This is a genomic window from Rhizorhabdus phycosphaerae (genome assembly GCF_011044255.1).
In the GTDB taxonomy this organism is placed as follows: domain Bacteria; phylum Pseudomonadota; class Alphaproteobacteria; order Sphingomonadales; family Sphingomonadaceae; genus Rhizorhabdus; species Rhizorhabdus phycosphaerae.
Map to the genome: position 1 here is coordinate 1,866,200 of NZ_CP049107.1, position 25,806 is coordinate 1,892,005.

27 protein-coding genes are annotated in these 25,806 nt (G+C 65.0%); 11 read left to right on the plus strand and 16 right to left on the minus strand.

Features of this window, described 5'->3' with window-relative positions:
* Positions 1 to 7: 7 nt before the first annotated feature.
* The 5 genes from G6P88_RS08575 to coxB form a co-directional block, all read right to left on the minus strand.
* Positions 8 to 574, minus strand: a complete 567-nt coding sequence (locus tag G6P88_RS08575; protein WP_226946785.1) for a cytochrome c oxidase assembly protein — start codon at positions 572 to 574, stop codon at positions 8 to 10.
* Complete coding sequence (locus tag G6P88_RS20430) at positions 571 to 699, minus strand: hypothetical protein (protein ID WP_282097785.1); 129 nt, start codon at positions 697 to 699, stop codon at positions 571 to 573. Before G6P88_RS20430 ends, G6P88_RS08575 begins: the two co-directional genes overlap by 4 nt.
* Entirely contained in the window at positions 696 to 1,604 is a 909-nt protein-coding gene (locus G6P88_RS08580) for a heme o synthase (RefSeq protein WP_165322777.1), read from the minus strand. The genes G6P88_RS20430 and G6P88_RS08580 overlap by 4 nt, the downstream gene beginning before the upstream one ends.
* A gap of 84 nt (positions 1,605 to 1,688) precedes the next feature.
* Entirely contained in the window at positions 1,689 to 3,377 is a 1,689-nt protein-coding gene (ctaD, locus tag G6P88_RS08585) for a cytochrome c oxidase subunit I (protein ID WP_165322778.1), read from the minus strand.
* Positions 3,378 to 3,388: 11 nt separating this feature from the next.
* A complete protein-coding gene (coxB, locus tag G6P88_RS08590; protein WP_165322779.1) occupies positions 3,389 to 4,399 on the minus strand; it encodes a cytochrome c oxidase subunit II in 1,011 nt (336 codons plus the stop codon).
* A gap of 192 nt (positions 4,400 to 4,591) precedes the next feature.
* On the opposite strand from coxB, the gene pyrE reads away from it, so the two are divergent.
* From pyrE to lepB, 4 genes are read left to right on the plus strand one after another with little or no spacing between them, the layout of a single operon-like run.
* The gene (gene pyrE, locus G6P88_RS08595; protein WP_165322780.1) at positions 4,592 to 5,182 is read left to right on the plus strand and encodes an orotate phosphoribosyltransferase; all 591 of its coding nucleotides are present in this window, start codon (positions 4,592 to 4,594) and stop codon (positions 5,180 to 5,182) included.
* Between the two features lies 1 nt (position 5,183).
* The gene (locus G6P88_RS08600) at positions 5,184 to 5,918 is read left to right on the plus strand and encodes a pyridoxine 5'-phosphate synthase (RefSeq protein ID WP_165322781.1); all 735 of its coding nucleotides are present in this window, start codon (positions 5,184 to 5,186) and stop codon (positions 5,916 to 5,918) included.
* Positions 5,915 to 6,316, plus strand: a complete 402-nt coding sequence (gene acpS / locus G6P88_RS08605) for a holo-ACP synthase (RefSeq protein ID WP_165322782.1) — start codon at positions 5,915 to 5,917, stop codon at positions 6,314 to 6,316. Before G6P88_RS08600 ends, acpS begins: the two co-directional genes overlap by 4 nt.
* A gap of 36 nt (positions 6,317 to 6,352) precedes the next feature.
* Positions 6,353 to 7,225, plus strand: coding sequence for a signal peptidase I (gene lepB, locus G6P88_RS08610; RefSeq protein ID WP_165325051.1), 873 nt, complete (start codon positions 6,353 to 6,355; stop codon positions 7,223 to 7,225).
* A gap of 18 nt (positions 7,226 to 7,243) precedes the next feature.
* Here the strand turns inward: lepB and G6P88_RS08615 are convergent, their stop codons facing one another.
* The 3 genes from G6P88_RS08615 to rpsU all read right to left on the minus strand — a co-directional run bounded on the left by G6P88_RS08615 (position 7,244) and on the right by rpsU (position 8,750).
* A complete protein-coding gene (locus G6P88_RS08615) occupies positions 7,244 to 7,786 on the minus strand; it encodes a hypothetical protein (protein ID WP_165322783.1) in 543 nt (180 codons plus the stop codon).
* A 120-nt stretch (positions 7,787 to 7,906) separates the two neighbouring features.
* Complete coding sequence (locus G6P88_RS08620) at positions 7,907 to 8,473, minus strand: FKBP-type peptidyl-prolyl cis-trans isomerase (protein ID WP_165322784.1); 567 nt, start codon at positions 8,471 to 8,473, stop codon at positions 7,907 to 7,909.
* A gap of 70 nt (positions 8,474 to 8,543) precedes the next feature.
* A complete protein-coding gene (gene rpsU / locus G6P88_RS08625; protein WP_029548939.1) occupies positions 8,544 to 8,750 on the minus strand; it encodes a 30S ribosomal protein S21 in 207 nt (68 codons plus the stop codon).
* A 207-nt stretch (positions 8,751 to 8,957) separates the two neighbouring features.
* On the opposite strand from rpsU, the gene G6P88_RS08630 reads away from it, so the two are divergent.
* The 4 genes from G6P88_RS08630 to G6P88_RS08645 all read left to right on the plus strand — a co-directional run bounded on the left by G6P88_RS08630 (position 8,958) and on the right by G6P88_RS08645 (position 13,278).
* The gene (locus G6P88_RS08630; RefSeq protein WP_165322785.1) at positions 8,958 to 9,503 is read left to right on the plus strand and encodes a (2Fe-2S)-binding protein; all 546 of its coding nucleotides are present in this window, start codon (positions 8,958 to 8,960) and stop codon (positions 9,501 to 9,503) included.
* Positions 9,504 to 9,621: 118 nt separating this feature from the next.
* Positions 9,622 to 10,605, plus strand: a complete 984-nt coding sequence (locus tag G6P88_RS08635) for an RcnB family protein (protein ID WP_226946786.1) — start codon at positions 9,622 to 9,624, stop codon at positions 10,603 to 10,605.
* Between the two features lie 242 nt (positions 10,606 to 10,847).
* On the plus strand, positions 10,848 to 11,324 hold the full coding sequence (locus tag G6P88_RS08640) for an RcnB family protein (RefSeq protein ID WP_165322786.1): 477 nt from the start codon (positions 10,848 to 10,850) through the stop codon (positions 11,322 to 11,324).
* Positions 11,325 to 11,433: 109 nt separating this feature from the next.
* Positions 11,434 to 13,278 carry a DUF885 domain-containing protein gene (locus G6P88_RS08645; protein WP_165322787.1) on the plus strand — a complete coding sequence of 615 codons (1,845 nt, stop codon included), beginning with the start codon at positions 11,434 to 11,436 and terminating at the stop codon, positions 13,276 to 13,278.
* Positions 13,279 to 13,418: 140 nt separating this feature from the next.
* Here G6P88_RS08645 and G6P88_RS08650 read toward each other — a convergent pair whose 3' ends face one another.
* The gene (locus G6P88_RS08650) at positions 13,419 to 15,014 is read right to left on the minus strand and encodes a lysine--tRNA ligase (RefSeq protein ID WP_165322788.1); all 1,596 of its coding nucleotides are present in this window, start codon (positions 15,012 to 15,014) and stop codon (positions 13,419 to 13,421) included.
* A 110-nt stretch (positions 15,015 to 15,124) separates the two neighbouring features.
* Between G6P88_RS08650 and G6P88_RS08655 the strand changes: the two genes are divergently transcribed.
* A complete protein-coding gene (locus tag G6P88_RS08655; protein WP_165325054.1) occupies positions 15,125 to 17,875 on the plus strand; it encodes an ATP-dependent DNA helicase in 2,751 nt (916 codons plus the stop codon).
* Here the strand turns inward: G6P88_RS08655 and G6P88_RS08660 are convergent.
* From G6P88_RS08660 to G6P88_RS08670, 3 genes are read right to left on the minus strand one after another with little or no spacing between them, the layout of a single operon-like run.
* The gene (locus G6P88_RS08660) at positions 17,840 to 18,121 is read right to left on the minus strand and encodes a hypothetical protein (RefSeq protein ID WP_165322789.1); all 282 of its coding nucleotides are present in this window, start codon (positions 18,119 to 18,121) and stop codon (positions 17,840 to 17,842) included. The genes G6P88_RS08655 and G6P88_RS08660 overlap by 36 nt on opposite strands.
* On the minus strand, positions 18,118 to 19,707 hold the full coding sequence (locus tag G6P88_RS08665; RefSeq protein ID WP_165322790.1) for a PepSY-associated TM helix domain-containing protein: 1,590 nt from the start codon (positions 19,705 to 19,707) through the stop codon (positions 18,118 to 18,120). Before G6P88_RS08665 ends, G6P88_RS08660 begins: the two co-directional genes overlap by 4 nt.
* A complete protein-coding gene (locus tag G6P88_RS08670; protein WP_226946787.1) occupies positions 19,704 to 20,036 on the minus strand; it encodes a hypothetical protein in 333 nt (110 codons plus the stop codon). Before G6P88_RS08670 ends, G6P88_RS08665 begins: the two co-directional genes overlap by 4 nt.
* Positions 20,037 to 20,164: 128 nt before the next feature.
* On the opposite strand from G6P88_RS08670, the gene G6P88_RS08675 reads away from it, so the two are divergent.
* Both G6P88_RS08675 and G6P88_RS08680 read left to right on the plus strand, forming a co-directional pair.
* A complete protein-coding gene (locus tag G6P88_RS08675; RefSeq protein ID WP_206335902.1) occupies positions 20,165 to 22,264 on the plus strand; it encodes a TonB-dependent siderophore receptor in 2,100 nt (699 codons plus the stop codon).
* A 109-nt stretch (positions 22,265 to 22,373) separates the two neighbouring features.
* Positions 22,374 to 22,916, plus strand: a complete 543-nt coding sequence (locus tag G6P88_RS08680; protein WP_165322791.1) for a SixA phosphatase family protein — start codon at positions 22,374 to 22,376, stop codon at positions 22,914 to 22,916.
* A 13-nt stretch (positions 22,917 to 22,929) separates the two neighbouring features.
* Here the strand turns inward: G6P88_RS08680 and G6P88_RS20535 are convergent, their stop codons facing one another.
* From G6P88_RS20535 to plsX, 4 genes are all read right to left on the minus strand, one after another.
* On the minus strand, positions 22,930 to 23,388 hold the full coding sequence (locus G6P88_RS20535) for a MerR family transcriptional regulator (protein WP_165322792.1): 459 nt from the start codon (positions 23,386 to 23,388) through the stop codon (positions 22,930 to 22,932).
* A gap of 13 nt (positions 23,389 to 23,401) precedes the next feature.
* Positions 23,402 to 23,704, minus strand: coding sequence for an integration host factor subunit alpha (locus G6P88_RS08690; protein WP_165322793.1), 303 nt, complete (start codon positions 23,702 to 23,704; stop codon positions 23,402 to 23,404).
* A 74-nt stretch (positions 23,705 to 23,778) separates the two neighbouring features.
* Entirely contained in the window at positions 23,779 to 24,750 is a 972-nt protein-coding gene (locus G6P88_RS08695) for a beta-ketoacyl-ACP synthase III (protein WP_165322794.1), read from the minus strand.
* A complete protein-coding gene (gene plsX / locus G6P88_RS08700) occupies positions 24,747 to 25,793 on the minus strand; it encodes a phosphate acyltransferase PlsX (RefSeq protein WP_165325060.1) in 1,047 nt (348 codons plus the stop codon). The genes G6P88_RS08695 and plsX overlap by 4 nt, the downstream gene beginning before the upstream one ends.
* Positions 25,794 to 25,806 lie beyond the last annotated feature (13 nt).

The following is a 25,806-nucleotide window of genomic DNA, read 5'->3' on the forward strand; positions in this document are numbered from 1 at the left end:
AACGTCCTTAACCGCCCACCCGTCCGGAATCCACAGCGGATTTGTCGGGGTAGAAGGTATAGGACAGCGTGATTTCGTTGAGTTTCCCGGCTTCCTTGTCGGTCAGGATGGCGGGGTCGACATAGTAGATCACCGGCATGCGGATCGTCTCGCCGGGCTTCAGAGTCTGCTGCGTGAAGCAGAAACACTGGATCTTGGTGAAATAGGCGCCTGCGATCTCGGGCGTTACGTTGAACGCTGCGGTCCCGGTGATCGGGCGATCGCTGAGATTGGTCGCGGTGAAGAACGCCATCTGACGCGCGCCGATCGCCACGCGGGCGACTTTCTTCTCCGGCCCGAACTGCCAGGGCAGGCTGGGCGAGACATTGGCGTCGAAGCGGACATCGATCAGCTTACCCACGACAGCGCCCGGTGCGACACCGGTCTCGCTGCGCTGGGTGGTCCCTCCGAAGCCGGTCGCCTGGCAAAACATGCGGTACAGCGGCACCGACGCATAGCCGAGCGCCAGCATGCCGAGCGCGATCATGAGCGCGATCGCGCCCACGCGCTTGTTTCGGGCTTCAGGCGCGATCACAGCATCTTCGCGATCGAGATCGCGTAGAAGAGGATGACCATGCCGCCCAGAATCAGAGCGGTCACCAGCGCGCGCGACTTCTGGCGGCGACGGATTTCCTGCTGCTCTTCAGGCGTATAGCTCATGCAAGCACCTTGTCGGCCACGACGAGACCGAAAACGAGGAAGAGATACAGAATCGAGTAGCCGAACAGCTGACGCTCCGGCTTCATCCGCTTGGGATCGGCTTCGCTGCTCAGCCCGACGCGCACCGCCAGCAGCAGGAAGATGGCCGACAGCAACGAAGCGCCGACGCCATAGATCGCCCCGGTCAGGCCCAAAGGCCATGGCGCCACCGCTGCGGCAACCATCGGCACCGTGTAGAGCATGATCTGCAGACGGGTGACCCGCTGCCCCGCAACGGCCGGGAGCATCGGCACGCCGGCGCGCGCATAGTCCGGGTTGATGAACAGCGCGAGCGCCCAGAAATGCGGCGGCGTCCACAGGAAGACGAGGAAGAAGAGCAGCACGGGGAGCGTGTCGACCCGACCCGTCGCGGCGGCCCAGCCGATCAGCGCCGGAAAGGCCCCAGCCGCGCCGCCGATGACGATGTTCTGCGGGGTCCGGCGCTTCAGCCAGACGGTGTAGACCACCACATAGAAAAGGATCGAGACCAGCAGGATCGCTGCGGCCAGCAGGTTGACCGCCAAGCCCATCAGCAGAACCGAAAAGCAGGCGAGGCCGACGCCGAAATGAAGCGCCGTCTGGCGGTCCATCCGGCCGGCGGGCAGCGGACGACCTGCGGTCCGCGCCATCATCGCGTCGATGTCGGCTTCATACCATTGGTTGAGCGCACCCGCCGCGCCTGCGCCCAGTGCGATGCAGAGCACGGCGGTGAAGGCAAGCACGGGATGGATCGCCTGCGGTGCGGCAAGCAAGCCGCACAGACCGGTGAAGACCACGAGAGTCAGCACGCGCGGCTTGGTGAGCGCAAGGAAATCGCGCCACTCGGCCGTTGCGGTCATATCTATCGGGAAAGCCTTACTCGCCATCGCTCTTCAATCATCGTTACATGAAACCGCCGCTTGGACGCTGGAGGTCGAAGCGGCGGTTCATCGTCAGGAAGTCACCGTCGATCAGTGGCCGTGATCGTCCCCGATCTGCGGCAGCTTCTCGAACTGGTGGTAGGGCGGCGGGCTCGACAGCGTCCACTCGAGCGTGGTCGCGCCTTCACCCCAATAATTGCCCTCGGCCTTCTTGCCCGCGAAGAGCGACCAGAAGACGTTGATGAAGAAGAAGATCATGCTGAAGGCCATGATCTCGTACCCGTGGGTCGCGAGCGAGTTCCACTTCTCGAACGCATCCGGATAATCCGGAATACGACGCGGCATGCCATCGAGACCCAGGAAGTGCATCGGGAAGAACAGGACGTTCACGCCGATGAAGAACAGCCAGAAGTGAACCTGGCCCAGGAACTCGTTGTACATGCGGCCCGACATCTTGCCGAACCAGTAGTAGAAGCCGGCGAAGAGCGAGAAAACCGCTCCAAGCGACAGCACATAGTGGAAGTGCGCGACCACATAATAGGTGTCGTGCATATAGTTGTCGACGCCGCCATTCGCGAGGACGACGCCAGTGACGCCGCCGACGGTGAACAGGAACACGAAGCCGATCGCCCAGAGCATCGGCGTCTTGAAGCTCATCGACCCGCCCCACATCGTCGCGATCCACGAGAAGATCTTGATGCCGGTCGGGACCGCGATGACCATCGTCGCGGCGGTGAAATACATCTTGGTGTCGACCGACAGGCCGGTCGTGAACATGTGGTGCGCCCACACGACGAAGCCGACGACGCCGATCGCGACCATGGCGTAGGCCATGCCGAGATAGCCGAAGATCGGCTTCTTCGAGAAGGTCGAGATGATGTGGCTGACGATGCCGAAGCCCGGCAGGATCATGATGTACACTTCGGGGTGGCCGAAGAACCAGAACAGGTGCTGGTACAGGACCGGATCGCCACCGCCCGACGCATCATAGAAGGTCGTGCCGAAGTTACGATCGGTCAGGAGCATCGTGATTGCGGCGGCGAGGACCGGGAGGGCCAGCAGCAGCAGGAAGGCGGTAACCAGCACCGACCACACGAACAGCGGCATTTTGTGCAGGGTCATACCCGGCGCGCGCATGTTGAAGATGGTGGTGATGAAGTTGATAGCACCCAGGATCGACGAAGCGCCCGCGAGGTGGAGGGCGAGGATGCCCATGTCCACAGCCGGACCGACCGAGCCGCTGGTCGACAGCGGCGCATAGACCGTCCAGCCCGTGCCGGCGCCGTTACCGGTGCCGCCTGCGACGAAGGTCGATCCGAGCAACAGCGTGAAGGCCGGGATCATCAGCCAGAAGCTGATGTTGTTCATGCGCGGGAACGCCATGTCCGGCGCGCCGATCATGATCGGAACAAACCAGTTGCCGAAGCCGCCGATGATCGCCGGCATGACCATGAAGAAGACCATGATCAGGCCGTGCGCGGTGATCAGCACGTTCCACATGTGGAGCGCGGTGTCGAAGTCGGGCGCACCGCCCATGAGCTTAACCCAGATCGGGAGAAACTGGATGCCAGGGTGGGCGAGCTCGGCGCGCATCAGACCGGAAATTGCGCCGCCGACGATGCCGGCGAAGATCGCGAAGATCAGGTAGAGCGTACCGATGTCCTTGTGGTTGGTGGACATGAACCAGCGCTGGAAGAACGCCGGCTTGTGATCGGCATCATGATGCGCATGATCGTCATGCGCCTGGAAATGCGATGCGTTTGCGGTGATGTCAGTCATCGGATCGTGCCTTAGTTCTGCGCAGTTGCAGGCTGGGACGTCGCCGGAGCCGCGGGAGCGGTTTCCGTGGCGGGCGCGGCCGGCTCGGCAGCGGCGGGCGCAGGCGGGACAGCCGCCTCGGCGACCTTCTCACCCGGCAGGCTGCCACCCTTGGAGCGGACCCACTCGGCGAACTTTTCCTTCGAGACCACTTCGACCGCGATCGGCATGTAACCGTGACGCGCGCCGCAAAGCTCGGAGCACTGGCCATAATAGAGGCCTTCGCGCTCCGCCTTGAACCAGGTTTCGTTCAGACGGCCGGGAACGGCGTCCATCTTGGTCCAGAAGGCCGGGACGGCCCAGCTGTGGATGACGTCGTTCGAGGTGACGATCATCTTGACCACCGAGTTGACCGGAACGACGACGCGCTCGTCGACCGCCAGCATGCGCGGCTCGCCACGCTTCTTGGCTTCGGCATCGGGCAGCATGTTCGAGACGAGCTCGAAGTCGCCATTATCGGGATATTGATAGGTCCAGTACCACTGGTTGCCGATCGCCTTGATGGTCAGATCGGCCTTGGGCTGCGCATATTGCGCGGCCACCAGACGGATCGAAGGAACCGCGATCACCAGCAGGATCAGGACCGGGAACAGAGTCCAGACGATCTCGATCAGCGTGTTGTGCGAGGTCTTCGACGGGACCGGGTTCGCCTTCGCGCGGAAACGAATCACCGCATAGACCAGAAGCAGGAGAACGAAGATCGTGATGATCGTGATGATCGGCATCAGCAGGCTGTCGTGCAGCCATTGCGCGTCTTCGCCGACTTTCGTCACCTGGGGCTGAAGCTTGAAACCGCCGGGGATCGGCTGACCGATATCGGCTTCCGGCGCACGGTGTTGGAAAGCCGGAGCGGCCGGAGCCGCAGCGGCAGGCGCAGCCGCTTCGACGGTGGTGCTCGCCGCCGGTGCTGCCTCCTGCGCGTACAGCGCTGCCGGCGTCGAAGCCAGCGAGAGCGCCATCATTATAGTCTTCAACGTCTTCATTTCACCCCCGTGAAGCACGAAGTGCGCGTGCCTTCCTGTTGTCGGGCCCTACGAATTCCAGCGCCTTATAGGCGCGGCTCCCGGCAGCCTCAAGCACCGCTTGAAGCCGAATGCAAGCAGTTGAAGCGATAATCTCATCTCACTATCTGGTCGCAATGCTGCACTCCGGCAGCCGAAGACAGGATCCCGCAGATGAACGACGAACAGGTGCTGGCCGAATTTCGCGCGGCCGAAGCGCTCCTCGAAGGCCACTTCATCCTGTCGTCCGGACTGCGCAGTCCGCGCTATCTTCAATGTGCGCGAGTGCTCATGAACCCCGCCAGAGCGGCACGTCTTGCGGAGGCTTTGTCTCTGAAAATACCGGATAAAATCAAAATCCAGCTTGGCGCCGTCGTATCCCCCGCCATGGGCGGCGTGATCGCCGGACATGAGATGGGCCGCGCTCTGGGACTGGACGCGATGTTCGTCGAACGCCCCGACGGCGTGTTCCATTTGCGGCGCGGCTTTCGGCTCGAACCCGGCCAGAAGGTGCTGCTGATGGAAGATGTCGTCACGACGGGACTGTCCTCAAGGGAAGCCATCAAGGCGGTGGCCGAAGCCGGCGGCGAAGTGATCGCCGCGGCCGCGCTGGTCGATCGATCGAACGGCGCCGCCGATCTGGGCGTGCCCTTCTTCCCGCTCATCCAGCTCGACGTCCCGACCTATGCGGCCGACGCCCTGCCGCCCGAACTGGCCGCGATCCCGGCGATCAAGCCGGGCAGCCGCGCTGCGGTGGCCGCATAGCATGGCGCCCCTCGGCAGACTCCGCCTTGGCGTCAACATCGATCATGTCGCCACCATCCGCAACGCGCGGGGCGGCATCCATCCCGACCCGATCCGTGCCGCGCAGATTGCCAGCGCGGCCGGCGCCGACGGCATCACCGCGCATCTGCGCGAGGACCGTCGCCATATCATGGACGAGGATATTGCCGGGCTCATCGGCGGAATCGCTCTGCCGCTGAACCTGGAGATGGCCGCGACCGAGGAAATGGTCGCGATCGCGTTGCGCCACCGTCCCCACGCAGCCTGCATCGTCCCCGAGCGTCGCGAGGAAGTGACCACCGAAGGCGGTCTCGACGCGGCCGGGCAGCATAACCATCTCAAGCCGCTGATTTCGGAACTGCGCAACGCCGGCATCCGCGTGAGTCTGTTCATCGAGCCGGACCACCGCCAACTTGATGCCGCCGCGTCGCTCGGCGCGCAGGTGGTGGAGTTCCACACCGGGCGCTATGCGCACAGCGAGGGCGAGGAGCGCGCTGTAGAGCTTCGCCGCATCACCGAAGCCGCGGCACTGGCGGTGAAGAACGGGATCGAGCCGCATGCCGGCCATGGCCTGACCTTCGACAACGTCACCCCGATCGCCGCGATCCCCCATATTGCCGAGCTCAACATCGGCCATTTCCTGATCGGCGAGGCGATCTTCGAAGGGCTGGGCCCCGTCGTCCAGCGGATGCGTCAGTTGATGGACGAGGCGCGGTGATCGTCGGGATCGGATCCGATCTCTGCAGCATCGAGCGGATACAGGGGTCGCTGGACCGGTTCGGCGAGCGCTTCGTCAACCGCGTCTTCACCGATACGGAGCGCGCCAAGGCCGAGCGGCGCGTGCTGACAAGGGCCGCCACCTATGCCAAGCGATTCGCCGCGAAGGAGGCCTTCTCGAAAGCCGTCGGCACAGGCTTCAAGGCGGGCGTGTTCATGAAGGACATCGGCGTGGTCAACCTGCCCAGCGGCGCGCCGACGCTGCTTTTGACCGGTGGCGCCAAGGCAAGGCTTGACGCGTTGACGCCGCCGGGCCACGCGGTTGACGTTCATCTGACGATGACGGACGATCATCCCTGGGCGCAGGCGTTCGTCATCCTGTATGCGCGCCCCTTGTGAGGAGGAGATCGCGTGAGCGATCGACCGAGTGATCCCATGGACAATGCCAGCGACGTTCCCGCCCCCACGGCCGAGGCTCCTGCCGCGCCGAAGAAGGAGGGCACGGACTGGTGGGCCGAGATTCGCGGCATATTCTGGTTGATCCTCGCGGTGCTGGGCTTCCACAGCTTCATCGCGAAGCCCTTCTACATCCCGTCCGAATCGATGATGCCGACACTGATCACCGGTGACCGGCTCGTCGTCACCAAATATCCCTATGGCTGGTCCTATGTGTCGCCCAGCTTCCACATCCTGCCCTTCATCAAGGGCCGGCTGTTCGGCCGCCTTCCGGAGCGCGGCGACATCGTGATCCTGAAGCCGCCCCAGTCGGACACCGATTTCATCAAGCGCGTCATCGGCCTGCCCGGCGATCGCCTGGAGGTGCGCGGCGGCGTGGTGGTGCTCAACGGGGTGCCGGTAAAGCGCGTGCCCGAGAGCCCTGCGATGATCGCCGTCGACGCGAATGTCGCCTGCGACCAGCCCGAGGTCGTCCGATTCCGGACCGTCGGCCCGGACGGCAAGCTGTATTGCGCACTTCCCCGCTTCCGCGAGACGCTGCCCAACGGCCGCAGCTATGACACGCTCGATCTCGGCTACATGCCCGAGATCGACGATTATCCCGCGATCACCATCCCCGCCGATCACATCTTCGTGATGGGCGACAATCGCGACCAGTCGGCCGACAGCCGCGTGCCCGCCTATCGCAACGGCCTCGATGGCCCGGTTCCGTTCGAGAATATCGGCGGCCGTGCCGAATTCATCACATTCTCGCTCGACGGTACGACGAAGCTGTGGAACCCGATCAGCTGGTTCACCGCTCTGCGCGGCGGTCGTGCGGGAACCAGTCTGCACCCACAGGAAGGCCGCTAAGGGCGAAATCGCGGTGCGTCAGGCAGGCGACTTAGGGTCGCATGCCTGGCGGCGCAGCGTGTATTCGGCAAAGGGCTGCTCGGTTCCCGACGGGCCGCGCGTAACGATGGACCAGCGCAGCGCATCGCCGCCAAGCCGCCAGCTGTTGAGGAACGTCGCGTCGGGATAGGCATAGGCCATGTCGAATCCGTCGGCTCGCATCCCGCCCTGCCCGGTCGCGGTATAGCCGCCCCCGAAGCTGTCCCCCCAGAAGCCGGTCAGCTTGCCCTGCGCCTCCCCTTTGTCGGTCGCGGCCGCGCCGAAGATCAGGTGCGCCGCATAACGGTCGGCGGGATCGGCCTTCGCCCTGCTGTCGGCGTCGACGGCCAGCAGGGCACCGAGCGCGATCGGCGATATGCGCATGGAGATCGTCACCGCCTTGTCCATCACCTTGCCCTCGCCGCTCCAGCATCCCTGCATATCTTGCAGAAGCGACGGCAGCGGCCCTGTGCCACTTTCCTGTGCCGCGAGCGGAACCGCGACGCAGCCAGCGAGCGCGAGGAGACAAAGGCGAAGGGTCATGTCGTGTTTTCCGGGTAATGCGACACCGCGAGAGGGCGGCACCACGGACAACGTGCCAAAAAGAAAGGGGCCGCATCGCTGCGACCCCCGTCCTCTCCTATCTGATCGAGACGCCTGGTGTCACATGCCACCATGGCCGGGGGGCATCATGCCGCCCATGCCGAGGGTCTCGGGCGAAAGCACTTCCTTCATCTTGACGTCGAAGACGACGATCGAGTTCGGCGGAACCTTGCCGGGAATGCCACCGGGACCGAAAGCCAGTTCCGGCTTCATCCAGAAACGATATTTGGCGCCGCTGTTCATCAGCTGAAGCCCTTCGGTCCAGCCGGCAATCATACCCTGGAGCGGCATCGGCGACGGGCCACCATGGCGCGCGCTCGATTCGAACACATCGCCATTGGGGAGCTTGCCTTCGAAATCGACCAGCACGAGGTCGTTCACGGTGGGCTTGCGGCCGCTGCCTTCCTCGAGGACGCGATATTGCAGCCCCGATGCCGTCTCGACGACATTGCCGCCGCGATTCGATGCGAGGAACTCTTCCGGGGTCATCGCCATGACGACCTGGCTCTGGGTGCTGACATAGGCAGCACCCACGGCGAGAGCGACGACCGCCGCGATGCCTACCCACAATTTGGTAAGCGATCCCTTCGCGATCGGACGAAGGGGGACGGCGGTTACTTCCGACATAGACGCTTCGCTCTCTCAGCCATGAAAAAAGACGGGGAGATCCGGACCGGCCGGCCTCCCGACACCGTTCTTACCGAACGCCGTCACGCTCCATCCGCTTGCGCTCCAGCTTGCGGGCGCGGCGGATTGCAGCGGCGCGCTCGCGGGCGCGCTTCTCGGACGGCTTCTCGTAGTGACGACGCAGCTTCATCTCGCGATACACGCCCTCACGCTGCAGCTTCTTCTTGAGCGCGCGAAGGGCCTGATCGACATTGTTGTCGCGAACGATGATCTGCATAAAAAACCCGGTCTCCAAAATCCTGCGGAGCGAGCCATCCACGCCGCCGATCCGACGGAGTCTCCAGCTACAACGCAAAAACGTTTGTCGTCGCGGAAGCTTTTTCCGCGCCGTGAAGTGCGGCCCCTATCAAGGGAGCCGTGATTCTTCAAGCGAAAGCATGTCTTTTTTCGCTGTGTCCCCGCAGGCGCTGGGTTATGAGGGGCCATGACCAGGTTCACCGTCAATGGCCAGCCCGTCCATTACAGGATGGATCCGTCGACCCCGCTGCTGTGGGCGCTGCGCGACGCTTCCAACATGACCGGCACCAAATATGGCTGCGGCGCAGGCCTGTGCGGCGCCTGCACGGTCCATATCGACGGCCAGGCTGTGCGATCGTGCAGCGTGCCGATCGGTTCCATCGAGGGTAGTTTCGTCACCACTATAGAAGCGCTGTCGCGCGACCGCAGCCATCCGGTGCAGCAGGCCTGGGTGGCCGAAAACCTGCCCCAATGCGGCTATTGCCAGCCCGGCATGATCATGGCCGCCGCCGCCTTGCTCGAAAGCAATGCCTCGCCCAGCGATGCCGAGATCGATGCCGCGATCACCAATATCTGCCGCTGCGGCACCTATCCGCGCATTCGCCGCGCGATCGGCCGCGCCGCCAGGATCATGAAGGGCGAAGAGACGGTGGCCGCCGCCCCGCCCCCCGGCATCGATCCGGCCGATGCGGCACGGGCCGTTCCTGCCCTCGACTCAAGGTCCACCGAATAAGGTCGTAATCGACTCCGATTCTTTCGGCAGGCTGACGCACGGGTTCAGCCGGCGCTAAGCCGCGCGCGGATACGAAAGGATCAGGCAGGCATCGCGCCCGCCGTCGGGAGATGTTTCGATGCGTAGCGTTTCGCGGATGATGACCGGCCTTTTGCTCGGTTCCGCACTGGTCCTGCCTTCCCTCGCCGCCGCCCAGGAAGCGCCGGCTCCTCGCCCGCGTGCCAGCCAGGGCGACATGCGCGGCGCGATGATGAATGCGGACAGCCGCCGCGAGGCGATGGAGCGCTATCGCGCTTCGCAGCGGGACGCCGGGCAGCCCCGCCCTGCCCCCTCTCCCCCTGCCCGCGACGGGAGTCGCGACGACCGTCGCCCGACGCCTGCGGCCCCGGAGAGGCAGGCGCCCCGCCCTGCGGCGGGAACGACGGCGCCCGCCTCGCCCGACCGCAATTGGTCTACCGATCGCCGCACCTGGGACCGGAGCGGCGACCGCAACTGGTCGACCGATCGCGAGCGCTGGGGTGGCGCCAACGGTCGCCCGACGCCGCCTCCGCCCGGCAATGGTGACGACCGCCGCGACCGCGACGGGGATCGCCGAAACTGGGAAGGGCGCGACCGGGACGGGCGTGATCGGGATGGCCGAGGCTGGGATGGACGCGGCGGCGATCGCCTCGATCAGAATCGCCGCGACCGCGACCGGGAATGGCAGGATAGGAACGACCGCGGGTGGGATCGTGCAGACCGCAATCGCGATGGCCGGTCGTGGGACAGGAATGACGGACGCCCCCACGACCGCCGCTGGGACAATAGCTGGCGCAACGACCGCCGCTACGACTGGCGCGGTTATCGCGACAGCCACCGCAATGTCTATCGCCTGCCGCGCTACGTCGCCCCCCGTGCCGGCTTCAGCTATCGGCGCTGGTCGCCCGGATACCGCTTCGATCCCTGGTTCTACGGATCGAGCTACTGGATCGGCAATCCTTGGCAATATCGACTGCCGCCCGCCTACGGCGATTATCGCTGGGTCCGCTATTATGACGACGCGGTCCTCGTCGACCTTCGTTCCGGCGAGATCGTCGATATCCTGTACGATTTCTTCTTCTGATCACGGCTTCGGCAAGAGAGTGGCCGAGAGGGGGCCCGGCGGCATGTCCGCCGGGCCCTTTTCCGTTTGGCCCGCTCTATCCCCACCGCCAACCGGCCAGCAGGTCATCCTTTCATTTCGCTGACGATCGGGTTCCTGCCGCGTTCATCGCGGCTGTGCGAATCAGTTGTTCAGTGCCGGAGGAGGAACAGGGCCCCCGTCACGGAGTTTTGACGAAGCGAATTTCGAGAGGAGTATATCTCATGCGTAAACCGATCATCCTGGCCCTGCTCGCTGCCGTGGCCTTGCCGTCGATGGCGTCGGCCCAGTCGCTGCGCGAAGCCCGCGAGAGCCAGCGCGACGTTCGCGAGGCCCAGCGCGACCTGCGCGATGCGCAGCGTTATGGCGACCGTCGCGACGTGCGCGAAGCCCGCGAAGAGGTCCGCGATGCGCGCCAGGAGGCCCGCGGCGATTGGCGCGACTATCGTCAGTCACATCGCGATGTCTTCCGTCGTCCGGCCTATGTCGGCCCGCGCGGCTATGCCTATCGCCCGGTGGCTCCCGGCTACCGTTTCGCGCCGGCTTATTACCACTCGCGCTACGTGATCGCCGATCCTGCGCGCTACCGTCTGCCCCGCCCGGGCGGCTACAACCGCTGGGTCCGCTACGGCAATGACGTGGTCCTGGTGAACGTCCGGACCGGTCGCGTGGTCGAAGTCCACAACCGCTTCTTCTGGTAATCCAGTGTGAAGCACAGGAGGCCCCGGCATCCCCGCGATGCCGGGGCTTCTTGCGTCTCCACTGTATGAGTGAAATAGCACGGGCATCACAGACAGGATGCCTGCTCCCATGATTCTCCGCCTTCCCCTGCTGGCCGCTTCGGCTATCGCAACGACCCTTTTTGCTACGGCGGTGCCCGTCGTGGCCGCAGCAGCCCCCGTCGCAACCCCCGCCTCTGCCTCAGAGCCCGTTTCCGAAGAGGACAAGGAATTGCTTGAGCTGTTCCGCCAGAGCGACGAAGCCTCGCTGCGCCGCAATCCTCTCAACGGGCTGTTTCGCGGCGACATGCGCTACGCTGATCGCCTGGGCGACTATGTCAGCGATGCCTATATGGCTGCGGAGAAGATTGCGGTCGAATCCGACCTGGGCGCACTGGCAGAGATCGATCGCTCGAAGCTCAATCCTACCAATCAGATCGCCTATGACGTGTTCAAATGGCAGAGCGAACTGAACCTCAAGGGCTTCGCCCCCGATCTGCTCGCCACCACCGTGGTCCAGCCGGTCGACCATTTCCAGGGCTTTCACACCTTCTATCCCAGCCTGGCCTCGGGCGAGGGTGCCGCGCCGTTCAAAACGGTCGCCGATTATGAGAACAACCTGAAGCGTCATCGCGATTATGTCGTGATGGTCGACCGCTGGATCGAGCGCTTCCGCCAGGGCATGGCGGCAGGGGTGGTCGAACCGAAGCTGATCGTGAACAACATGATCGAGCAAATCGACGCCCAGATCGCCCAGGGCGTAGAAGGCTCCATCTTCTATGGACCGGTGAAGAGCTTTCCAGCCGACATTTCGTCAGCGGACCAACAGCGACTTCGGGCCGAAACAGCCGCGGTCATCCGGGACGGCATTATTCCTGCCTACAAGCGCTTCGGCAATTTCCTGAAGACCGAATATCTGCCGGCAGCGCGCGACAGCGTCGGGCTTGTGGGCCTGAAAGGCGGCGACCGCCTCTACGCTCATCTGATCGAGGTGCACACCACGCTGCCGCTCAAAGCCGAGGATGTCCATCAGTTGGGGCTCCAGGAGGTCGCGCGCATCACGGCGGAAATGGAGAAGATCAAGACGCAGGTCGGCTTCAAGGGAAGCCTTGCGGAGTTCTTCGTCTATTTGCGCGAAGATCCGAAATTCCAGCCGAAGAACGCGGAATGGCTGCGCGACGAATATTTCCGCATCGGCAAGCGCGTCGACCAGCGCATTCCGGAGCAGTTCACGCTGCTGCCCAAGAGTCCGCTGGAGATCAAGGCAGTCGAGCCCTATCGCGAGAAGTCCGAGGCCGGAGGCAGCTATCAGTCGGGAACTCCCGACGGCAGCCGCCCCGGCATCTTCTATTTCAACACCTATGACCTGAAGTCGCGCACGACCCCTGGCATGGAGACGCTGTACCTCCACGAGGCGGTACCGGGCCATCATTTCCAGATCAGCCTCGCGCAGGAGAATGAGGCGCTGCCGGCCTTCATGCGTTTCGGCGGCAACACCGCCTTCGTCGAGGGCTGGGCGCTCTATGCCGAGACGCTGTGGAAGGATCTCGGCATGGAGACCGACCCCTATCAGCGCTTCGGCGGCCTGTCGGACGAAATGCTGCGCGCGATGCGGCTCGTCGTCGATACGGGCATCCACGCCAAGGGCTGGAGCCGCGACCAGGCGATCCAATATATGCTGACGCATTCTAATATCGGCCGCACCGATGCAACGGCCGAAGTCGAGCGCTATATCGCCATTCCGGGTCAGGCGCTCGCCTACAAGATCGGCGCGCTCACGATCCTTCGCCTCAAGGACAAGGCGCGCAAGGAACTGGGCGATCGCTTTGACCCGCGTGCCTTCCATGCCCAGGCGCTCGACACCGGCGCCCTGCCGATGACGGTGCTCGAAGCGAAGATCGACGACTGGATCCAGCGGACCCGCGCGGGACACTGATCATGGGTGGCCGCGCCGCGTGATACGCAACGGCGCGGCCGACATGCGCGGAGCCGCGCAATGCCAGTCCGAAAGGGGGTGGACCGGCTCGGAAACGCCGCAGAAAGCCGGGGTTTCCCTTGGCTTTCAAAAAATTGCGGTCAGGCCAGCGCCTCCGCGATCAGGCGGCGGCTGTTATCGATCCCATAAAGCGCAATGAAGCTGCCCATGCGCGGCCCCTGCTCGGCGCCCAGCAGCGTCTCGTAGAGCGCCTTGAACCAGTCGCGCAGCGACGCGAAGCCATAGGCCTCGTCCTTGCCGATCGCATAGACCTCGTTCTGGATATCCTCGGCAGTGGCTCCGGCCGGCAGAGCGGCAAGAGTTGCGTCCAGCGCCCGCAGCGCAGCCGCCTCGGTCTCGGTCGGCTTGCGCCGCTTCAGGGTCGGCGCAACGAAATCGCGATTATAGGCGAGGGCGTGGCCGATCAGGCGGTCGAGCTCGGGATATTTCTCGGCCGAGGCATTCTCGACATAGTTGGACAGATAGCCCCACACCTGCTCGCGCGACGCATCGCCCATGACCCCGACCAGGTTCAGCAGCAGGCCGAAGGTGACCGGCAGCGTGCTTTCGGGAACCGCATCATTGGTGGCACGGTGGATATGATGGACCGGATTGCCCAGCCGTTGCTCGATCGGCTGCGCCGGATAATTGCCCCGGAACTGCCAATATTCGTCGACCGCACGCGGGATCACGCCCATGTGGAGCTGCTTGGCCTTCTTCGGCTCGCGATAGGCGTAGAAGGCGAGGCTCTCCTCGGGCCCATAGGTCAGCCATTGCTCGAGGCTGAGGCCATTGCCCTTCGACTTGGAGATCTTCTCCCCCTTCTCGTCGAGGAACATTTCATAGTTGAAGCCCTCGGGCGGACGGGCGCCGAGTTCGCGGCAAATCTTCGACGACTGGGTGACCGAGTCGATCAGGTCCTTGCCCGACATTTCGTAATCTACGCCCAGCGCGACCCAGCGCATCGCCCAGTCGACCTTCCACTGAAGCTTGGCCTTGCCGCCAAGGACCGACTGGGTGATGCTCTCGCCCTCATCCTCGAAGCGGATCAACCCGGCGTCGGCGTCGACGACCTCGACCGGCACCTGCAGGACGATTCCGCTTCTGGGGCTGATCGGCAAAACCGGCGAATAGGTCGCCTGGCGCTCCTTGCGCAGCGTGGGAAGCATGATGCCCATGATCCCCTGATAATGGCGCAGCACATTCTTCAGCGCCTCGTCGAACTGGCCGCCCTCATAGGCCTCGGTCGACGAACGGAAGTCATAGTCGAAGCCAAAACGGTCGAGGAATTCGCGCAGCATCGCGTTGTTGTGGTGCGCGAAGCTCTCATATTTGCCGAACGGGTCGGGGATGCGCGTCAGCGGCTTGCCCAGATGCTCGCGCAGCATCTCCTGGTTCGGCACATTGTCGGGCACCTTGCGCAGCCCGTCCATGTCGTCGCTGAACGCGATCAGGCGGGTCGGCAGGTCCGACATCTCCTCATAGGCGCGACGAACCATCGTCGTGCGCAGCACCTCGTTGAAGGTGCCGATATGCGGCAGACCCGAAGGGCCATAGCCGGTCTCGAACAGCACATAACCCTTCTCCGGTGCGCCCTTCTCATAGCGTTTCAGGAGCTTGCGCGCCTCCTCATAGGGCCAGGCCTTGGAGACGAGCGCGGCATCGCGCAGCGCGGCGGGGGTGGTGCTGTCGGTCATGATCCGGCTCCTGTAGCGCGCGCGCCCGGCGAATCAACATCAGTGGCGGCGATGCGGAATCCTGCCTTATGCCTGTTCCCCAATCGTTCCTTAGCCCCTAGATGGACGCAATGGCCCTCGCCCTTCCCTATCCGGCGCTGCATGCGACCCATGGCGGCATCTGGCTCGCCTCCGCGCAGGGCGAGGTCCGCGGGATCGGGCGCGGCGAGGCGGCAGCGCGGGCAGCGGAAACCCCGATGATCGTGCTGAATGCGGCGGTCACGGCGAGCCGCCTGGGGATTGCCGATTTTTCGGGTCTGGATCTGCTCGAGCTGTTCGCCTTTGTGCATCCCGCGCGGTTTGCCGTGCCTACGCCCGCAGGCCTCGCACGCGCACTAGACCTGTCGCCACCCGTCGACGACGCGCGCGCCTCGATCTTCCTGATCGAGGCGGCACAGGCCCTGCTGGGACGCATGGCACGGCCCGAAGACTGGCCCGAAGCCTATGGCGCCTATAACAGCGCCCAGTCGCTGGCCCGCCTTCGCTGGCCCTGGTCGGGCCCGATCGGACAGATATTGAAGTCGCCGGCCCGCCCGGAGCGCGGCCTGTTCGCGCGCCTGCCAGAGTGGGACGAGGCGGGCGCCCGCGGACAGCCGCGCAACGTCCATCTGGACGAGCAGGAGGTGGTCCAGCGGCTGAGCGCCCTTGTCGGTCCCCAGGCGGAGAGCCGCGAGGGACAGCGAGCCTATGCGACCGCCAACGCCCGCGCCTTCGATCCCCGCTCGGGCGAAGGACGCCCCAATGTGGTGCTTGCAGAGGCCGGCACCGGGATCGGCAAGACGCTCGGCTATCTCGCCCCCGCCTCGCTCTGGGCGGAGAAGGCGGACGGGGCCGTTTGGGTCTCGACCTATACCAAGGCGCTCCAGCGGCAGCTCGACAAGGAGACGCGCCGCATCTTTCCCGACGCGTCCGAACGCGCCCGCCGGGTCGTGGTGCGCAAGGGCCGGGAAAATTATCTCTGCCTGCTCAACCTCGAAGATGCATTGCAGGGCGGTTTCCAGAACCGCGCCGCGATACTGGCGCAGCTGGTCGCCCGCTGGGGCATGTATACGCGCGACGGCGACATGGTCGGGGGCGACCTGCCCGGCTGGCTGCCGACGCTGTTCCGCCGCGCTGGATCGACGGCGCTGACCGACCGGCGCGGCGAATGCGTCTATGCGGGCTGCCCACACTACCGAAAATGCTTCATCGAGCGCGCGGCCCGCGCGGCCGACAATGCCGACATCGTGATCGCCAACCACGCGCTGGTGATGATCCTGGCCCAGCGGCGCGCCGACGAGGGACAGCCGCTGGGACGGCTGGTGTTCGACGAGGGCCATCACCTGTTCGACGCAGCCGACTCGACTTTCGCTGCCGCACTCACCGGCCAGGAGACGATCGAGCTGCGCCGCTGGATCATCGGTCCGGAATCCAAGGCGCGTGGCAGGCGGCGCGGATTGTCCGCGCGGCTGTCCGACGTCGCCAGCTATGACGAGGAGGGCGGGCTGGCGATCGAGGCGGCGGCGGCGGCGGCGACCCTGCTGCCGTCCGATGGCTGGCTCGGCCGGTTGGGCGAGAATCTGCCGCTGGGGCCGATCGAGCGGCTGCTCTCCGCCGTGCGGGCCACCGTCTATGCACGCGCCGACGCGCAGGATGCGGGATATGGGCTTGAGACCGACGCGGGGCAGCCCGAGCCGGAGCTGATCGACGCCGCGCGCCCGGCAGTCGAAGCCCTCGAGGCGCTGATGCGGCCGATGGCGAAGCTGCGGCAGCGACTTGCCGCCGTCATGGACGACGGCCCCGACTGGCTCGACGGGCAGGCCCGCGCGCGGATCGAGGGCGCGATCGCAGGGCTGACCCAGCGCGGGCAACTCGTCGCCTCGTGGATCGCCATGCTCGCCCGACTCGGCGGCCCGCTCGATCCCGATTTCGTCGACTGGCTCGCCGTCGATCGCGTGGAGGGGCGGGAACTCGACATCGGTCTTCACCGCCATTGGCTCGATCCATCCCGCCCGCTGGCGGAAACGGTTCTCAAGCCGGCCCATGGCGTCCTCGTCACGTCCGCTACATTGCGCGACGGCGAAGACTGGAGCGGCGCGGAGGCGCGGGCTGGGACGGTCCATCTCGACAACAGCCCTCGCCATCTGTCGGTCCCCAGTCCCTTCGACTATGCCTCCAGCGCCGAAGTGCTGGTGGTCACCGACCTCAAGCGGGGCGATGTCGCGCAACTGGGCCAGGCCTATCATCGGCTGATCGCGGCGGCCGGTGGCGGCACGCTGGGGCTGTTCACCGCAATCTCGCGCCTGCGCGCGGTCCATGCGCGCATCGCCGACCGGCTCGCCCGGGACGGGCTCCCGCTCTATGCCCAGCATGTCGATCCGATCGACACCGGAACGCTGGTCGATATCTTCCGCGACGATCCCCGCGCCTCGCTGCTCGGGACCGATGCGCTGCGCGATGGCGTCGACGTACCGGGCGATTCGCTGCGGCTGGTGGTCATGGAGGGCATACCGTGGCCGAGACCAACCGTGCTGCACAGTGCGCGGAAGGCAGCCGGCGGCGGTAGCGTCTATGACGACCGCATCGTTCGCGCGCGGCTGCGCCAGGCCTTTGGCAGGCTCATCCGTAGCGCCGAGGATCGCGGGCATTTCGTCCTGCTCGGTGCGGCCACCCCGTCGCGCCTGCTCGACGCCTTCCCGGGCGGGGTCCCGGTTCTGCGCGTTACACTCGACGAGGCCGTCGCGCGTATTGCGGGGCATCGCGCCCCGAATAGGCCTGCGACTGGAGTTGCAGCGGGCGCGCCTGAGTCAGCGCGTCTCCTGCCGGGTCTGGGCGAACAATAGCGCCACGAACCAGCCAGCGACGGCGGCTCCGCCGAGCCACAGCATGAAGCCGGCAGCGTCGCCCATCGCCGCCAGCACGGCCCCGGGCAGGCAGGCAAAAGCTGCCAGGACACGGCGGAGACTCTTCCCCTGCCCGTCTCCCGACAGCCGCGCCGACCGCCGCCTTTTCGGATCGCCCGCCGCGAGCAGCGCGATCAGCGTGGTGGTGAGCAGTATCGCTGCCGACGGCAGAAGCAGCGCCATCATTCGGCCGCCTGCAGCATCGGCGCCCCACGCTCTCGGCTGGCGGCATCGCCCAGCCCGCGCAGGCGCCACAACATCCAGCCGCCACCCAGGATGCAGGCGACGTCCATCGCCACGATGACCGGCTGCCCCACGGCCAGTGCCTGCGTCCAGCCGGGTCCGCCGGTCGCCAGCCGCAACAACGGCAGGAGGGCGAGCACCACCCCCGTGGCCTGCTGCAACGCACGGTCGAGCGTCGCCGCCGATCGAAGCGTGCACGCCAGAACGAGGGCGCTGCCGAAGCCGATCAGGAAGGCGGTGGGCGTCCAGAAGACGGCGCTGCCCAGGGGCATGCTGATCAGGAAGGCCGCAGCTGCGGCGACCAGTCCCAGTGGCAGGCCGAAACCAACCGCCCCTACCGTCCGCTCGAGCCAATCGAGCGCCCGGCCGGCTTCCCTTCGCCGCACCAGCCAGAGCCGCAGCCCGGTCAGCGTGACATAGCACATCGCGAATCCCAGCCCGAACCAGATCGCCTTGGACAGCAGCCCTGCGAAATTGCCGAAATGGATCGGCGCCATGATCGCCGCCAGCGTGCCGCCGGCAGACGGTGCGGTCCCGATCGACGGCTTTGCCCGGTCGAAGCGTCCCGTCGCCCCGTCATAGAGAAGCGTCGCGGGCTCCAGCCCGCCCTCGCCCGGCGGGTGGAAGCTGGTGACCTGCGAATCGGCCCGGCCGAAATGCTCGATAGACAGGAAGGTGGGCGCTTCGCCGGTTCGGCGGATCGAGTCCTGCGCGATGCGATCGAGATTACCGACCGCAACCGGCCGCTCATCGACGATGCGCGGGTTGCCGAACACCGCATCGTTGAGCGCCTGTACGTCGCCTCCAAAGGCGGCCATCGCGACGATCGGCACGCCGACCGTTCCGAAGAAGGAGAAGAAGCTTCCCGTGAAGGCGAGCAGGAAGGCGAAGGGCAGGCTCCACGTGCCCGCGACGCTGTGCCGATCGCGGTCGACAAGGACGGGATTGGCGCGGCGGCGGAGCGTGAAGATGTCCTTGAACAGATGCCGGTGGATCAGCAACCCCGATATGGCCGCGACGAGCATCGCCAGTCCCAATATGCCCGTCAGCAGCAGGCCCCAGGGATCGGGCAGATGCAGTCGAACATGGGTATCGACCAGGAAACTGCTCAGCGCGTCATCGTTGCGCGGGCCAAAAACCTCTTCGCCGGTGCCGCTGCGCTCGCTGGCCACGCGTCCCTGCGCATCGAGCTGATAATAGATGCCGCGCGAGACAAGATTGCCCGAGGCATCGGTTTCGTGCCGATGGAAGAAAACCCCCATATTGCGATCACCGACCTCGAAGAGATCGACGCCCTCATGATATTTTTCCGGCGTGCGCTCCCCGAGCACTCTGACGGCGCGGTCGAAGGGGCGCTCGAAGGCCGAGCTGGTCTGCACATGCCCCGCTGACCAGATGCCGATCTCCTCCGCAAAGACGGCAGCCATTCCCGTGATCACGACGGCGTAGAGCAGCAGGCCGAGCAATATGCCCGACCAGCCGTGGACCGCCACCATCAGCTTGGTGTCTTCTTTTTCGAGATGGATCATGGCCGGTGCCCCTGGGTCGCCTCGGGTGCGCGCTGGAGGAAGCGGTCGGCGACCAGCCCCGCGTGGATCACCGTGAGGCCTATGGACAGGATCGCGACCCGGCTCAGCCGGGAATCGAGACAGGCGTGAAAGAAGAATCCCGCCCACAGAAGCGGAACGAGAAGGAGCGGCAGGACGAGATTATCGATTCCGGCCGCGCCCCCGGGGAGCCACTGCGTCATCCCCGCCATCATCACGAGGGCCGATATCACGGCCATCGGACCGGCCAGCCCCACCCTTATCCATTTCCTCGCCGAAGTGCGCATCTCGATGTCCCGGCCCAGCCGCATCGCGGCCCGTTGACCCGATCAGATATTCGCAAAAACAACAGGCTGCAAGCCACTTGCAAATAAGAGTGATTCTCAATAGCTGGCACGCGGGACCGATCGACCGTCGTCAAAAACAGTGGGATATCGCAATGAAAGCAAGCGCCGCACTCCGTCTCGCCCTCGCCAGTTCAGCCATGCTGTACGGCATCGCCGCCCATGCAGCGGCCGCCGAAGCCGAAAGCGAGGACGCTCGTACGATCATCGTCACGGGCGGATATGAACGCACCAATGCCGGTACCAAGACCGACACCCCGCTGATCCAGACGCCCCAGGCCCTGACGGTCGTGACCGATGACGTCTATCTCGCCCAGGGAGCGATCTCGATCGCCGATACCCTGCGCTATGTGGCGGGTGTGGTCGCGAATCCCTACGGCCCCGACAGCCGCGTGGACAGCAGCTTCATCCGCGGCATCAACGCGCTGCAGTTCCGCGACGGCATGCGGGACATCTTCAGCTATTATGCCAGCATCCGCGCCGACCCCTATAATTTCTCGCGCGTCGACGTGGTGCGGGGCCCGGCTTCGGTCCTGTTCGGCCAGGGATCGATCGGCGGGTTGATCAACCTCTCCTCCAAGCTGCCGGAGTTCGAGACGAAGGGCGAAGTTTCGCTGCGCTACGGCTCCTTTGACCGCAAGGAAGCGCTGGCGGACTTCACCGGAGGCCTCGCGCCCGGGCTGGCTGGCCGGATCGTCGCGCGGGTTCGCGACGCCGACACCCAGACCGATCATGTGCCGGACGACCGCGTGATGCTCGCCCCCTCGCTGCGCTGGCAGCCGTCGTCGGATACCGACATCACGGTGCTGGGCCTCTACCAGGAGGATGACGGCGGTTCGACGTCGCAGTTCCTCCCGCTCGTCGGCACCATCTACGCGAATCCCAATGGCCGCCTACCGAACGACCTGTTCATCGGCAAGCCGGGTTGGGATCGCTATGACGGACGCCTGTTGCAAGGCACGGGCCTTGTCGAGCATCGCTTCACCGACCGGATCAAGCTGAACGTCAAGGCGCGTTACATCGACAGCGACGTCACCTATCTGACCCACTATCCGAACAGCTATTCCAATCCCGCCAATCCCTATCTGGATGCGGCCCAGCGCACGATCGGCCTCTATGCCGATGGCAGCCGGGCGCGCCTCAACATCTTCTCGACCGACAATAATATGCAGATCGGCTTCAACACGGGCGCGGCGATCGAGCATCTCGTCCTGGCGGGCATCGACTATAGCTGGAACCGCGTCCGCAAGGTCGGCGGCTTCGCCTTCGAGACGATCGACATCTACAATATCGATTATGCTGCGCTCTCGGACTTTGGCGGCGGCATTCCCACTGCGGCGGACCCGAGCTTCCTGTTCTCCAGTTCCGAAGATACCCGTCAGCGGCAGCTAGGCATCTACATCCAGGACCAGATCCGGCTGTGGGATCGTGTCTCGGTCGTGCTCGGTGGACGCCGCGATCATGTCCGCACCAAGGCCGCCGGCTCCGCTGCCGTGAAGGCCAATGCGACGACCTTCCGCGCGGGGATCATCGGTGAGATCGTCAAGGGCGTCTCGCCCTTCCTCAGCTATACCGAGTCCTTCGAACCCATCTCGGGCACGACCGGCGCGGGCAATCCGTTCAAGCCCAAGACCGGCCGCCAATATGAAGGCGGCATCAAGTTCCACCCAGACAACAATACACTGGTCACGCTGACCGGCTACCATATCCGCGAACAGAACCGGCCCGTGGATGATCCCACCACCGCCGACCCCTTCGACCAGCGCCAGGCAGGGTCGGCGACCTCCAAGGGCTATGAGATCGAGATCAACCGCAACATCGGCGATAACTACTCGCTGATCGCGACCTACAGCTACAACAAGGCCGAGGAGGCCGGCACCGGCACCCAGTTCGACAATGTCCCCAAGCGGTTGGCCACGCTGTGGGGGACCAAGAGCTTCGTGCTGAACGACGATACCGACGTGCGGATCGGTTCAGGCGTCCGCTACACCGGCGCCAACCGCTCGGGCAGCGTTCGCACGCCGTCCTATACGTTGGTCGATGCTCTGGTCGAGGTCAACTGGACCGACTGGTCGTTTGCGATCAACGCGACCAACCTCTTCGACAAGCGCCATTATTCGGCGTGTCTCTCGCGCGGGGACTGCTTCATGGGTGCAGAGCGCAACATCTTCGCGACGGTGACGCGGCACTTCTGATACGGCATCCGGCCGCCGCCCCTGTGGCGGCGGTCGGGCCGCAAGCGGACTTTCTTCCGTCGCCTGTTTCGGGCATCACGGCCCGAGGTCGAGGGAGTGTGTTGCCACCGTGAAGAAACTGACGCTTTTGCGCCATGCCAAGTCGGGATGGGACGATCCCGTAGCCCGCGATTTCGACCGCCCGCTGAACCCGCGCGGCAAGCGCGCCGCCCATCGCATCGGCGAGTATCTGCGCGACCACGCAATGCATTTCGACCATATCCTGTCGTCGCCTGCGGTCCGCTGCGTCGAGACGATCGAGCATGTCGCACAGGGTATCGGCGAGACGATCGCTCCTGCCTGGGACAAGCGCGTTTATCTCGCTTCTGCAGTATCGCTGCTCGATGTCGTCCAGGAGGCCGACGACCGTTTCGATTCGCTGCTTCTTGTCGGCCATAATCCTGGACTCGAGGATCTTGTGCTGATGCTCGTGCCAGACCGGACCGACGACGAGGCACGCGACCAGGTCGAGGAGAAATTTCCGACAGCCAGCCTCGCCGAGATCAGTTTCCCCGTGGAGCGTTGGGACGAGGTCCGCGCCGATGGCGGCACGCTGTCGCTGTTCGTCCGTCCACGCGATCTCGACCCCAGCCTGGGCCCCGACCAGGCCTGAGCCCGAGGCTGGATCAGTCCATGTCGGTTGCGAGGGCCTCGACGAGCGCTTCGCGAATTGCCGCCAGTTCGGTTCGGGCCGCGGCCGGCAGGCTCTGATTGACCACCAATACGGGTTGCGGTGCGATCGGCGCAGCCGCCATGCTGGGCGATTCGGATTCGATCGCGGGCGGGGAGTCGGAAGGCTCGACTGCCGTCACCACCAACGGCTCGTCGGCGGGCGCCTTCTGGGCGAGCAGCTTCTGCACGCCCCTTATGGTATAGCCCTGCTCGTTGAGCAGGCTGTGGATACGGCGAACCAGCGCGGCATCGGAGGGACGATAATAGCGCCGGTTGCCCGCGCGCTGCAGCGGCCTCAGCTGCGGGAAGCGCGTCTCCCAATAGCGCAGGATGTGCTGCTGTATGCCGAGCTCCGCCGACAGCTCCCCAATGGTCCGAAAGGCGTCGTCGGATTTTTCACCAGCAGAAGTCATTCAAGAAAAAGCCTTAATTCCCCGCAACGATCCGATCGCGGAGCATCTGGCTGGCCCTGAAGGTGAGAACACGTCGCGGTGCGATCGGCACCTCGACCCCCGTCTTGGGGTTGCGGCCGATCCGTTCTCCCTTCTGGCGAAGGATGAAGCTTCCGAAGCCGGAAATCTTCACATTCTCGCCACGGGCCAGGGCAGAGCTCATATGCTCGAGGATCTGTTCGACGACCGCTGCGGAGTCGGCGCGCGACAGGCCGATCTCGCGATGGACTTCTTCGGACAGATCCGCCCGCGTCAAAGTGCCCCCATTCAACGCCATAGAACCCCCCGGTCGGTTAGATTTCGGCTACCTTACGTACAGTAGCGCACGAATCAAAGCCGATTCCAAGGGCTTCAATACCGTATGGCCGCAGCACCCCAGGTGAAACCGCCACCCATCGCCTCGAGCACGAGCAGGTCGCCCCGCTTGATCCTGCCGTCGCGAACAGCCGTGTCGAGCGCGAGCGGAACCGATGCGGCGGAGGTGTTGGCATGCTGGTCGACCGTGATGACGATCCGCTCCGCCGGCAGCCCGAGCTTGCGGGCCGTAGCGTCAAGTATCCGGCGATTGGCCTGATGCGGCACGACCCAGTCGATATCCGCCACGGTCAGATCGGCGGCAGCGAGGACTTCGCGCAGCACCTCGGCGAGGTTCGTGACCGCATGACGGAACACCTCCTGCCCCTTCATACGAAGTTTGCCGACGGTCTGCGTCGTCGATGGGCCGCCATCGACATAGAGGAGCTGGTTGTGCCGGCCATCGGCATGAAGCCGAGTCGCGAGGACTCCGCTCTCACTCTCCTCGCCACGAAGGACGACTGCACCCGCACCATCGCCGAACAGGACGCAGGTCGTGCGATCCTCCCAGTCGAGGATCCGGCTGAACGTTTCCGCTCCGATCACCAGCGCGTGGTTCGCCGCGCCGCCGCGGATCATGCTGTCGGCGACCGTCAGCGCGTAGAGGAAGCCCGAGCAGACCGCCTGCACGTCGAAGGACACGCAGTCGTTGATACCCAGCGCCGACTGCACGATGGTGGCGGATGCTGGAAAGGTCTGGTCGGGCGTCGCGGTGGCGAGGATGATGAGGTCGATCGCCGAGGCGTCGATACCGGCATTCTCGATAGCGCGGCGGGCGGCGTCGGTCGCCAGCGTCGAGGTGGTCTCACCCTCGCCTGCGATATAGCGCATGCGGATACCGGTGCGCTCGACGATCCATTCGTCGGACGTATCCACGGTCTCGGCGAGCTCGGCATTGGACACCTTCCGGCTCGGCAGCGCCGACCCGGTTCCGGCGATTACGGCGCGGCGGCGCGGTTCAGCGCTCACGCGACGTCCTCCGGTTGCGCGATGCTCTTGCGGAAATCCTCGATATCGTCGGTGATCCGGCGGGTAAGGTCCTCGCGAGCGATCTTGGCGGCAAGACTGATCGCATTGGCGATTCCCTTCTCGTCGGCACCGCCATGACTCTTCACCACGAGGCCGTTCAGGCCGAGGAAGACGGCACCATTATGGTTGTTCGGATCGAGGTGGTGGCGCAGCAGCTGGAAAGCTGGCTTCGACAGCAGGAAGCCCGCCTTGGACCGGATCGAACTCGAAAAGGCGCGACGCAGCAGGTCGGTGATGAAGCGCGCGGTGCCCTCGATCGACTTCAGCGCGATATTTCCGGAAAAGCCGTCGCTGACGATGACATCCGCCTCGCCACGCCCGAGCCGATCAGCTTCGATGAAACCGTCGAAGCGCCATCCGCTGCCGGTCTGCTGACGCAGTTGAGCGGCGGCGTCCTTCAATTCGCCGGTGCCCTTGAGCTCTTCGGTGCCAATGTTGAGCAACCGCACCCGCGGCTGTTCGGTACCCAGGGCGAGACGCGAATAGGCGGCGCCCATCACCGCGAACTCGACCAGGTTGCGGGCGTCGCAATCGGTGTTGGCGCCCAGATCGAGCATCACCAGATCACGATCACCGAGCGTCGGCAGCAGCGCGGCAAGCGCCGGCCGGTCGATGCCGTGCATCGTCCGCAGCGACAGCTTCGCGATCGCCATCAGCGCACCGGTGTTGCCCGCGGACAGCGCAGCTGCCGCATCCCCGGCCTTCACGGCCTGGATGGCGGCACCCATCGAACTGGTCTTGGAGCGGCGAATCGCCTGACTGGGTTTGTCGTCGCCCGTGATGACGTCGTCGCAGTGGACGACGTCCGAATCGCCCATCCCGGGATGCCGACGCAGCTCCGCACGCAGCGCAGCATCGTCCCCGAACAGGGTGAATCGCAATGATGGGTCACGCTGGCGAGCAAGGGCAACGCCGGCAACGATCGTCGCCGGCCCACCGTCACCGCCCATCGCGTCAATGGCGATTCGCGGTGCTTCGTCCACGGTCATTCCCCGG